Source organism: Marivirga sp., assembly GCF_051117495.1.
GTDB lineage: Bacteria > Bacteroidota > Bacteroidia > Cytophagales > Cyclobacteriaceae > Marivirga.
This window is the reverse complement of record NZ_JBNPEF010000007.1, coordinates 36,206-47,709: the sequence shown is the minus strand read 5'-3', so window position 1 is coordinate 47,709 and position 11,504 is coordinate 36,206. Positions and strand designations below refer to the sequence as shown.

6 protein-coding genes are annotated in these 11,504 nt (G+C 36.8%); 1 reads left to right on the top strand and 5 read right to left on the bottom strand.

Annotated elements, in window-relative coordinates; all coding sequences use genetic code 11:
• Positions 1-724: 724 nt before the first annotated feature.
• The 3 genes from ACFE0M_RS04975 to ACFE0M_RS04965 all read right to left on the bottom strand — a co-directional run bounded on the left by ACFE0M_RS04975 (position 725) and on the right by ACFE0M_RS04965 (position 7,457).
• Complete coding sequence (locus tag ACFE0M_RS04975) at positions 725-1,327, bottom strand: transposase (RefSeq protein WP_434544644.1); 603 nt, start codon at positions 1,325-1,327, stop codon at positions 725-727.
• A 627-nt stretch (positions 1,328-1,954) separates the two neighbouring features.
• The gene (locus ACFE0M_RS04970) at positions 1,955-3,724 is read right to left on the bottom strand and encodes an alpha-2-macroglobulin family protein (RefSeq protein WP_434544643.1); all 1,770 of its coding nucleotides are present in this window, start codon (positions 3,722-3,724) and stop codon (positions 1,955-1,957) included.
• Entirely contained in the window at positions 3,687-7,457 is a 3,771-nt protein-coding gene (locus ACFE0M_RS04965) for an alpha-2-macroglobulin family protein (RefSeq protein WP_434544642.1), read from the bottom strand. Before ACFE0M_RS04965 ends, ACFE0M_RS04970 begins: the two co-directional genes overlap by 38 nt.
• A 169-nt stretch (positions 7,458-7,626) precedes the next feature.
• Between ACFE0M_RS04965 and ACFE0M_RS04960 the strand changes: the two genes are divergently transcribed.
• Positions 7,627-7,968, top strand: a complete 342-nt coding sequence (locus ACFE0M_RS04960) for a phage holin family protein (protein ID WP_434544641.1) — start codon at positions 7,627-7,629, stop codon at positions 7,966-7,968.
• Positions 7,969-8,045: 77 nt separating this feature from the next.
• Here ACFE0M_RS04960 and ACFE0M_RS04955 read toward each other — a convergent pair whose 3' ends face one another.
• Complete coding sequence (locus ACFE0M_RS04955) at positions 8,046-10,082, bottom strand: carboxy terminal-processing peptidase (protein ID WP_434544640.1); 2,037 nt, start codon at positions 10,080-10,082, stop codon at positions 8,046-8,048.
• 70 nt (positions 10,083-10,152) lie between these two features.
• Positions 10,153-11,472, bottom strand: a complete 1,320-nt coding sequence (locus ACFE0M_RS04950; protein WP_434544639.1) for a serine hydrolase domain-containing protein — start codon at positions 11,470-11,472, stop codon at positions 10,153-10,155.
• Positions 11,473-11,504 lie beyond the last annotated feature (32 nt).

The following is an 11,504-nucleotide window of genomic DNA, read 5'->3' as shown; positions in this document are numbered from 1 at the left end:
TTAATCTCTAAGCTTATAGCTCATTTGTTTTTTATCGCCATTAAATGTCCGACATAGGCTATCATCATCTATAAACTTCTGCAAATGTAGCCAGATGATACACATAGCTGAAAATAATCAGCTTAAAATAATGTCTGACATAGGCGAGCTTCTGTGCTTATGTCAGACATTCCAAATGTCGGACATTGATCACTAGGCTTACTGCTCTCCTGATTTTCATTGCCATAAATGTCCGACATAGGCTATCATCATCTATAAACCTGAGCAAGTGTAGCCAGTTGATACACATAGCTGAAAATAATCAGTTTAAAATAATGTCTGACATAGGCGAGCTTCTGTGCTTGTGTCAGACATTCCAAATGTCGGACATTGATCACTAGGCTTACTGATCTCCTGATTTTCATTGCCACAAATGTCCGACATGGGCTATCATAATCTATAAACTTCTGCAAATGTAGCCAGATGATATAGAGATCGCTGAAAAAAACTAGTATCACATAATGTCTGACATATAGTGCAATCTGTGCTTTGTTCGATCTGTGCTTATGTCAGACATTCCCAATGTCGGACATTAATCTCTAAGCTTATAGCTCATTTGTTTTTCATTGCCAATAAATGTCCGACATGGCCAATCATCAATTATAAACCTTAACAAAGATAGCTAGAGGATACTAATAGCTGAAAGAAATCAACTCATTATAATGTCTGACATTAGTGCGTTCATTCAAAAATAAAGCTTCTTGATTTTATCTTCAGCTATGACTTTGTATGAATCTTGATATAAATCCTTTTCATTCAAATCTAAAATTCTAAAACCTAAATCTTTATTTACTAAAGTTCCATTTCTTAATCCTACATAGTCTTTAAAAGATGAATATTCCCAATCCTCTAATTTATCACACAAATTAGCAGTGTATGGATTTTGATGAATATAATTAAAACAGATATAATCATAATGTTGATCGGAATATTCATCTATGCATTTGAATTTCGTTTTTTGACGGAATAATGAACCTGTCCTATTATTTAATTTATTGAATGCCAATGTATAAGCACTTTGAAGCAGCCTAAAACCATTACTCAAATTGGAAATAGAAATATTACCTACTTCCTTTTCTTCAACAGATTTCTCATTAGTATAAATCATTATATGATAATGATTTGGCATTAGTGAATAAGCTATAATTTCAGAATTAGGTAATACAAATTTCCTAATCAGTTTTAGGAAAAACAGGTAATTATCTCGAGTATAAAATAGCTGTATTTTATTGTTTCCCTGATTATAGATATGATAGAGCTTATTTTCCAAAAGTTCCATATAACTCATTACAGATTTTCAATCAATATATTTTTCTTATTGCTTTCGATAGCCATTAAATGTCGGACATGTGATACTCTTCAATCTGTGCCTATGTCAGACATTCTTAATGTCGGACATTAATACCTTAGCTTACTGCTCTTTAGCTTTCCATAGTTAGTAAATGTCCGACATGGACAAATCTTATCAATACACCTTAACAAAATTAGCCAGAGAAAATGAAAAGCTTAAAAAAACTATTCTATAAAATGTCGGACATGTGATACTCTTCAATCTGTGCTTATGTCAGACATTCCAAATGTCGGACATTAATCACTAGGCTTACTGCTCTCCATAGCCAATAAATGTCCGACATAGGCTATCATGAATTATAAACCTCAGCAAAGGTAGCCAGAGAATACAGATAGCTGAAAATAATCAGCTTAAAATAATGTCCGACATAGACTAGCATCCGTGCTTATGTCAGACATTCCAAATGTCGGAAATTGATCTCTAAGCTTAAATCTCATTAGCTTTTCATCGCCAATAAATGTCCGACATAGGGTATCATCAACTATAAACCTGAGCAAGTGTAGCCAGAGGAAACATATACCTGAAAAAAAACTAATATTCAAAATGTCTGACATATGATAGGTCCTAATCCACGACCTGAACCCATTTACCTTCCAAATTCGCGTAAATGCTATTGTCATACATGGCCTCGACCTGAACGGAAGGCAAATAATACCTTCCTTTATAGGAAGCATTCAGTAAAACCGTAAAGGATTTCTGTTCACCGGCTTTCAAATCAAAATAGGTCAGTACTCTGTCATCACGGATATCTTTATACTTTGCTTTATCCTGATTGCCAGCTCCTGTGTCATTCAATCGGGTGTTGAGGATTTCCCAACCTGAAGGGAAAATCTGAGTCAATGCGAGCTCTTTCAACTCTCCTTTTGTTCCCGGATTTTTGACTGTGACAATGGCTTTAAAATCGGTGCCTTGTTTCATCTTTTTGATATCCACTTGCGCACCATCATTGTCATAGTAATTCATTGATATGGATAGGTTTTTAGCGTCACTTTTTTCGCCTCCTTCCAATGGAATTCCCTGCCGGATTAAACGGACATAAAGTGGTGCCCCGCTTTTATTGCTGGCTTCAATTTTCATGCTTTTATCTGCGTTCAATAGATTAACCTGAGTAAAATATCCTAATTGATTGATGTTAATCACTTTCCCATCAATCTTAACTGAGGCATTCAAATTTCCAGAAGCAGGAAATCCTTTGGTGTATTCCGCCACAGCGATGAGACAATAGGCAGTCGTTTGGGTACTCATCCAGTATTCGGAATCACCTAATTTTTCTGCTATTCTTTGCAGCATTTCAAAGGCATCTTTTTTCCTTCCGAGCTTCACCAATGTTTCCAAGATGATGGCTTCATCACGAGTGGAAGAACCAAAAGTACCGCTTAATTCCCTGTAGTCTTTTACCTCTTTGGTCAAATTCGTGATCATCTCCTCTCCTACATCCTGATAAGAAGATTGCGCATAAGCATTGGCCAATAACCACTTACTCAGTTCTGAAATTCCAGTGTTTTCCCGCATACGATTCATAGGTGCCATATCGGGTTCTCCAGCAAGGGCTAAAGTATATAATCGATAAGCCTGGTATAAATCTGATCGATATCGCGTGCTGGAATTCCAGTTGTTGGCCATTTCACTTTGGAATTTTTGGAAATTTCGCAGCATATCTTTTGGTACCGCATATCCCCTACTTTGTGCTTCCACTAAAAAGTGACCCGCATAACTGGTTCCCCATTCGTTAGCCGTTTGCATCCCAGGCCAATAGGAAAATCCGCCTGAAGGCAACTGGAAGTTTCGTAAGCGCTCAATGGCAGCTTCAATATTCCGTTGGATCTCATATTTCTTTTCCTCTTTCAGACTGATTAAATCAGATAAATACAGCTGCGCAAATACGGAAGAAGTCGTTTGTTCAATGCAGCCATGCGGATAACGAATCAGATAAGACGTACGCTGATCTAAGTTTAATGGTGGCAATGTAGAGAGTTCTAGTACACTTTCATTAGTACCCAGCATGCCTAAAGGTTGGTAATCTGCTGTCCATGTTTCCTGATCTTCCAAAAGCTTATCCTTCACCGAAATCATTCTCGGGTTGGATGGCCTAACGTCCATATTAACATCATAAATCGCTTTATTTTTACCTGAAGTAGCCGTAATGTGTACTTTGCCACTTCCCAAGGCTTTTTCCGCTTCTACATCCACATATACAATGGTTTCGCTATCAGGATTTAACTTCACCTGCATTTCCTTACTACTTTTCAGTTTTCCAGTCGATGATACTTTTACATTGGCCGTTTTAATGGATGGATCATTGGCAAATAGTAATTGGCATTTTGGTGGTTTCACCCGGCCCCATCACTCTTGGCAAAGTAGCCAACATCATCAGGGGTTGGTTAATGCTAATGGATTTTTCAGATGATCCATAAGTACCTGATTTATCGGCTGCGACCAGCATCATTCTCAATTCTCCAATATATTGAGGAATCGTAACAGTATGAGTTCTTTTATCTCCTTTATCCAAGTAAAAAGGCCCTAAATATTCTACTACAGGTTTAAATCTACTTTCGCTTTTTTCCTCCATAGGTCCCATTTCATCACCCCCAACAGCCAATAATCGACCGTATTTACCAGCAAAGGAGCCCAAAACATCTTCAAACATATCGTAAGTTCTTACACCCAATGCTTCCCGAGCGTAAAAGTGATCCCATGGTTGAGGCGTATTATAATTGGTTAAACCAAGCAGACCTTCATCCACCAAAGCGATGGTATAAGCCATAGGTTTTCCGTCTTTCTCATTAACAGTTAATTGGATGATCTCCTTAGGCTGTGCATTTTTAGGCGCTTGAACTTCAGGCTCTAAAAGAGTCGCCTTGTTTTCGACCATCACATTTCTCACGCCATACATCCTGAGCGGAAGGTCATTATATTGATTTCCGTGAGGTTGAATTAGGGAAACATGCACATAAATATTAGGCGCCATTTCTTCACTTAAAGTGAACTTATAGATCGTCTCCTGGTCTTCCAAGGGGATATATTCTTTCTGAATTAGTGCTTTCCCCGTTTCCACTGTAACATAGGCATGACCTACACCACTTGAAGGGATTTTTACAGCCACTTCTTCACCCACTTGTGCTTCTTCCTTGCTCAGTGAAAAATTCAAAACATTGGCACCGCCCATTTCTTTGGCCATGGTGCCGTACCAATCCGATCTTCTGAAATAAACTACCTCACCTGTGCTGTGTCCAGAACTATTATCCTTAATCCTTATGAAATAACGACCCCAATCATCATTGTCGATATTAAGATTCCAATCCTTTTGCCCGTTTTCCAAATTAACGGTATAGGTTTTTTTAGGATTATTATATCGGCTACTTACATAATTGCTGATATTATCATCTCCGTAATCCCACCACCATCTCCATTCTAATTTGTAAAGCTCAACCGTTACCGACTTATTGTTAGTCTTATTCCCTTCTTCATCCACATTTACCAGCTGAATCGTATTGTTTTTGCCCGTGTAAAGTACAGGTTTCTGACTATTTTCCTCTACAGAAGGAACATTGATCCCTACATAACTTTTATAGGGAGAATACAGAACGCTACTAGTGTGAATACTAAAGTCCCCTCCTTCTTCAAATACTTTTCCGTTAAGCACCAATTTTAACATTCCAGGAGCTTCGGATTTATTTTCCACCCTAATAGGAAAGCTAGCCTCTCCTTTTTCATTAATTCGGCTTTCAAATATCTTCTTGCTATCCGTATAAAACTCCTTTCCAGGATCATCGAAATTATAACCGTAGAAATCCTTAAAGGAAGTTTTAGTGGCTTTAGTAAATATATCAAAATCTGCTTTTAGGTTTCTGGCAACAGCTCCATGCATCCACCTAACGGTAAGATTGGCATAATTTCCTTCAGATTGCTTTAAGATCTCTTTTCCAAAGTCCACATCAATTTTCAGTCTATTGGGTTTGATGGTTTCTATTTTAATGTTCTTGGTAAACTCGGCACTTCCAGCACGAACTTTACAGAACCAGTTACCTGTTGGAGATTCGGAAGAAGTAGAAGGTCTAAAGCTGTAAATAGGCCCTTCTTTTTTATAAGGCAAGTAACTTTTATAAAGCTGTCCTTGCGGATTGAATAAATCCAACATTACCTTTTGTCCTTCAGGAACGCGCTGATAGGTATCCTCTAAAATGAAGCTTAAGTTTAAAGTATCTCCTGGTCTCCAGACCCCTCTTTCTCCATAAATAAAACCTTTTAGGCCTTCTTTCGCAGTGGCACCGCTTACATCAAAATTACTTAATGATAAGGCATCTCCATCTTCTAATTTTAAATAGGCAAACTCATTTTCCTTTTCCGCAACCAATAAAAATGGCTGACGATGAAGGGGTAGTTCCGCCATACCACTTGCATCGGTTTTACCTTCACTAATCAGCTGATTTTGATAATCATATAGTTTTAAGTTTACACTCTCGACCGCATCAGTAGTCGGGATGTTTGTACTTAAAATATGCAATTTATTGTTCTCGGCTTTTTTTGCAGTTAATCCAATGTCGGAAGCAAAAAGCATCTTAGAAACAGAAGTATTTCTTCTATAGTACATATCATGGCAAGGATTATCTCTTTCATTCCAATCATATTCCCCATAATATTGAGTTCTATTATTGTCCCAATCCACCGTTTTAGGATCGTAAGTAAATTCCTCTATATCGGCTTCATCAGACATGCCTTCGCAATTATAGACGGCCATATCCTTGGTGAAATCAATATTCACTTGATAGAAAGCTCCTTTTTCCGCTTCGAATAAGTCTTTTAAATCCAGTGAGATTTTTGACCAATCGTAATAATCCGTGATTCCCGCCTTCACTAATGGAATAATCTTTCTTACGACCGGGCGGCCTACCCTTCTTAGTCTATAAGTGCCTCCCAACTCATTATCTTGAAAATACTGCCCCATGTTGTTGGGAAAAATCTTCACTACCTCAACTTCAATGGCTTTTAAGCCCACTACTCGGATAGGTAAAACCAGTTCATTGGTGCTCGGCAGAATATTTCCCTGACCAGCCATTAGTTTGACTTGTGGCTTAAAGGTAGAAACCTGAAGGGAATATTGGCTTTCATTGTCGAGCCCTAAACCTTTAGAGTTTTTTAGGTTTTTATGGACCGTTATATCTAATTCACCATGCAATGATCCATTTTTACCAAAAATCTTGAGCTCATTATTATCGACTGTGAAGCTGATATCAAATCGTTTGACCTCTACATAAGTGTTAAAATCTTGATTATTGAGAATTGGATCCGAAAAAACTAAAGAGATATAGGCCTCGCCATCCCTTTTCACATTGGCACTCATAATTTTGAAGCTGTCCACAGAAGGGATTTGGTAGTTTGTACTTCCACTCTCTTTTATCCCAATAGGCGTTCCATCCCATTCAATTATCAGATCCTTATCCTCTTTTACTCTGGTAATATTTTGAATAACAAATTCATGTTCTTTTGAATTGGCACCATGCGTCCAGCTAATATCCAGGTCTTTACCGTTAAAATTGGCTTTTACCACCTCATTTACTTTTTCTTTATCAATCCAATCGGAGGTATTCAAAGAACCCTTTAAAGCTACTTTCGAGAAGTCATTTTCATCTGTATTGCTTAAGTGATGAAGTTCAACAGCATAACTTAAAGGGATGGTTTTTACATTAAAAATAAAGTTAGCAAGCTCCTCAGGAACAGTTATCAGCTTAGCTAATTCAAGCGCAATCGTGTATTCTTTATTACTTTCTAAATGGTTTTCAGGTGTAATAACGATGCTTGAAGGACTAGTCCAAATTGCTTTAGCATCAACAGATGGAGAAATGTCATAATAGGAAGAAGATAACTCATCACCCGCTTTTATGCCTTCCACTTCTGATTTTAACTCTATCACGAAAGGATCAGTCTTGGAAATGATACCGGACGAGATGCTGCTAATGTACTCAGCATAAGGTCCAAGGCTGGAAATTAAATCTGATTTTTCTTCTTTTTTGCTACAGGCTGTCAACAATAAGACAAATGGAATTAGGGGGAGTAAAAGTCTTCGCATATCTGTACATTTGGATTTAAAAAGGAAAGTTAATTGAATTTTTACAAATGAGCTTGTTAGTTTTATTTTTTTGAAAATTTTTTCAAGGTATTTCAGTATGGTTGGTATTGAGTTGATTTTAAATCTTAACAAAATCAGCTATATTGTTATTGAATTTAACTTTTACACTATGGATTTAACAGAATTTATTATTCGCTTACTCCTTTCAGCTGGGGCAGTATTTTTAAGTGCCAAATTACTTTCCGGAGTAAAAGTGGAAAGCTACGGACAGGCAATAGTTGTGGCTATAGTGCTAGGACTAATCAATGCGGTGGTCAAACCCATTTTAGTATTTCTTACTATCCCGATCACCATCATTACCTTAGGATTGTTTCTATTGGTAATCAATGCGTTGATGATTATGCTAGTAGATAAAATCCTGAAAGGGTTTTCTGTAAAGAGTTTTTGGTGGGCTTTTTTCTTTAGTATAATATTATCGGTATTGAATGCTATTTTGCAGTCATTATTCTAGGATAATAAAAAAGGCTACAAAAAATGTGATAAACATCTGATTTGCAACCTTTTAAATATAATTAATGAAAGTGAATTTTAGCCAATTCCCATCGCAATCAAATCTGCTAATACCAATATACCTTCTCTAAGGTAAGGATCCTTGATTTCGCCATCGGTATTGATTTTATCAATCAATTCGGGATCAGCCGAAATCCTCTCATTCAATTCGTTTGCCGCATTTCTTCTTTCCATTGCAGCCTCATTTTCAGCTTTTCGTTTGTCAATATTTAAGCTAATCCTGTACATACTCTGTTGATTAACCGCTTCATCTACCTCATTTTTAAGATTTCGTAGGTATTGCTCCTCTTTTAATCTTTTCTCATGCTTCTCATTAAGCTTGGCGAGAATATTTTCGTCTATATCATTTGAAGGAGTGAAATTTGAGCTTTCAATTTGATCCCATTCTAAAGCACGTTGATATGAGCTTTCCCCAAAAGTTTTGGCAGTATATGGAGAAGGCATCTTAATGTCCGGTCTAACGCCCTTATGCTGGGTACTGCTTCCGTTCACTCTATAGTATTTTGCCAATGTTAATTTAACTTGACCAAGTGTATCTTTCACCTTAGGTACAAATTGATTTAAAGAAATCAGATTTTGGACTGTACCCTTTCCGAAGGTATTTTCCCCTATCACTACTCCCCTTTTGTAATCTTGGATGGCTCCTGAGAATATTTCTGATGCTGAGGCGCTAAATCTGTTAGTTAATATGGTTAATGGGCCACCATAATATATCTCTTCATCCTCATCTTCCCCTAATTCTATACTACCATCAGAATCTCTTATTTGAACCACAGGTCCTTCTTTAATAAATAACCCACTCAATTCAATGGCTTCTTGAAGTGAGCCTCCCCCATTGGATCTCAAATCAACTACAATGCCATCTACCTTTCCTTTGATAGTATCTAAAATTGTTTTCACATCTCTGGTGGTACTTCCGTAATCCTTTACTCCTGCTCTCATGTCTTCAAAATTCATATAGAAAGCTGGAATTGTGATAATACCTACATTGTATTGATTACCATCACGATACACCTCTTTTATTTCAGCATAAGGAGTTTGGCTATCTAATTTAATTTTGTCTCTCACGATAGTGATTTCCTGAGGCATGCCAGATGAAACAGGGGTACCAGCTTCAATTATTTTTAATCTTACTATGGTTCCTTTAGGTCCTCTTATTTTTTGAACCACATCATCTAGCCTCCAACCCGTGATATCCACAAACTCGCCTTCTGAGCCCTGGGCAACTGCCAGTATTTTATCATCAGTATTGATCATTTTACTTTCGAAAGCAGGACCTCCCGGTACCACTGAGGCAACACGAGTATAGTTTCCATCGGTGGTTAATGTAGCGCCAATTCCTTCTAAGGACTGACTCATTCTTATTTTGAAATTTTCTGAAGTTATAGGTGAAAAATAGCTACTATGCGGATCAAAACTTTCTGCAAAAGTATTCATGTAAAGCTGAAATACATCTCTGCTTTCGTAATCACCAATTGTTTTCTTTAATCTTGAATATCTTTCTTTAATAAGTCTTTCAATGGTCGTATCGGCTTTCTCGTCCAGCTTAAAATCCAAGGCTTGACTTTTGATTAATTTTCTCCATCTATCGTTTAACTCATCAGTTGAATTGACATAATCCAAGGAATCAGCATTAATGGTAAGATATTCTTCTTTATTGTAATCAAAATCAAAAGAAAGTTCATTTTCAACAAAGTCTATTCTTTCCATAAACCTTTCACGGAAAACATTGAATATTTCATAAGGAGGTAATAAATAACCTAATTTGATATGGTCATCCAAACGATCTCTATATTTTTGAAAGCCTTCAATATCTTCCTTCAGGAAATAATGTTTGTTGACATCAAGTGAAGATAAATAATCATCAAAAATCACAGTTGAAAGCTCATCATCAATCGGAATTTTCTCATAATGATATTGGGTCAATAAACCTGCTACCAACCTAGCTTCCATTGATTGGTCTTGCGTAGGGCTTAATTTTGAAAACTTCTCGGTTTGAGCTATTCCTGCATAGTTGAACAGGAAAATAAATATGATTATGAGTATTCTCTTCATGTTGAAATTGTTGTAGTTCAGGATATTGAACGGAAAAATTTAATTTTATTTTACTGAATTTGATAAACGGTCAAATTGCGATTGGTAATATACTAAATGAATTATGATTTTGATAAAATAAATTGAGTTGATCATGATCCAACTTAGTAATAGACTTGTCCATCATCCATTTGATATATCGGTTAAATCTATGCCCCATCCACACGCTGGAATTTAATATCACGGCATAAGTGTATCCATCGTCTTTTCTATTGATAAAACATGCAGACCCCGCCAATGTTCCCGTTCTCCAATAATTTTCACCTCTAGCGCCTTTCCAACCAAAGGCATCAGTGTAGCGGTTACCGCTTACCATCATTTCACGGCTCTCTTCAGAAAGCAATTGGTATGCATTATTGGGATCAACAAGACTCACTAATTTCACTAATTGAGAAGCATTGGCTATCCAACCTCCTGCAGCGCCCAATGTGTTGATATCACTTCCACCATAAGGTTTTTCCACTGATTGGTAATTCCCATCATAAGACTCGAATTGATAAGCACCAGGATGATTATAATAGTGTACCTCAAAAGGCCTTCTCTCCCATTCGTAATTGCCCGAAATTCTCATGCCATATATCCCATTTGGTTCCAAAATATTATTAACTACATAATTTTCATAGGTAGTTCCGGTTTTCTGTTCAATAATCTTGCCCAAAAGCATATATCCGAAATTAGAATAGGCATATTGTGTTCCCGGTCTATATCTGAGTCTTCTATGCTTCAATACAAATTCTATGATATCATCATCGGTTGGCGGGCCTTCAAGATTCATAATCCTTTTGATTTTTGAAGCTTGAAACATGAAATCTCCATCTCGCCAGCTCCAGCCACCTTTGTGGTTTAGAAGATGCTTAACCTTTATTTGACTGTGTTTGCTGTCTTTTATTTCATTGAAATGAGCAAAAATCCCATCTTCTCCAAAAACATTTTCCTCTAAATCAATAATTCCATCATCTACCATTTTCATAATAGTGATGGCCGTTACTAATTTCGAGGCACTGGCTATTCTAAATAAATGCTGGGTTTTGACAGCTTCTTGTGTTTTAATATTAGTAAGCCCGTATCCTTTTGAATAAATCAATTTATTATCCTTCATTACAGCAACCGAAGCACCTTTTATATCCCATCTTTTCAGGAATTTTTGGATATTGTCATCAAATGCTTGATTGTAATCTGCAGTGTCCATTATGGGAGCTGGACTGACTACATTAAAATTAAGATAATTCAGTTGGCTTTGATTGTCTTCATCTACAGATCGAGTGAAAGCTACCTCTGAAGTGGTGTAAAAGGCAAAACTAATTGCAGTTACCCCTAATACTATTGCAATTATTAATGTACTCTTCTTCAATTTAAATTGGGAAATGGTTCTTTTAATAAAAA

Bases quoted from the DNA above. Each gene is read 5' to 3' on its own strand.
- ACFE0M_RS04955 (WP_434544640.1), bottom strand. From the start codon at position 10,082: ATGAAGAGAATACTCATAATCATATTTATTTTCCTGTTCAACTATGCA.
- ACFE0M_RS04965 (WP_434544642.1), bottom strand. From the start codon at position 7,457: ATGCGAAGACTTTTACTCCCCCTAATTCCATTTGTCTTATTGTTGACA.
- ACFE0M_RS04975 (WP_434544644.1), bottom strand. From the start codon at position 1,327: ATGAGTTATATGGAACTTTTGGAAAATAAGCTCTATCATATCTATAAT.
- ACFE0M_RS04960 (WP_434544641.1), top strand. From the start codon at position 7,627: ATGGATTTAACAGAATTTATTATTCGCTTACTCCTTTCAGCTGGGGCA.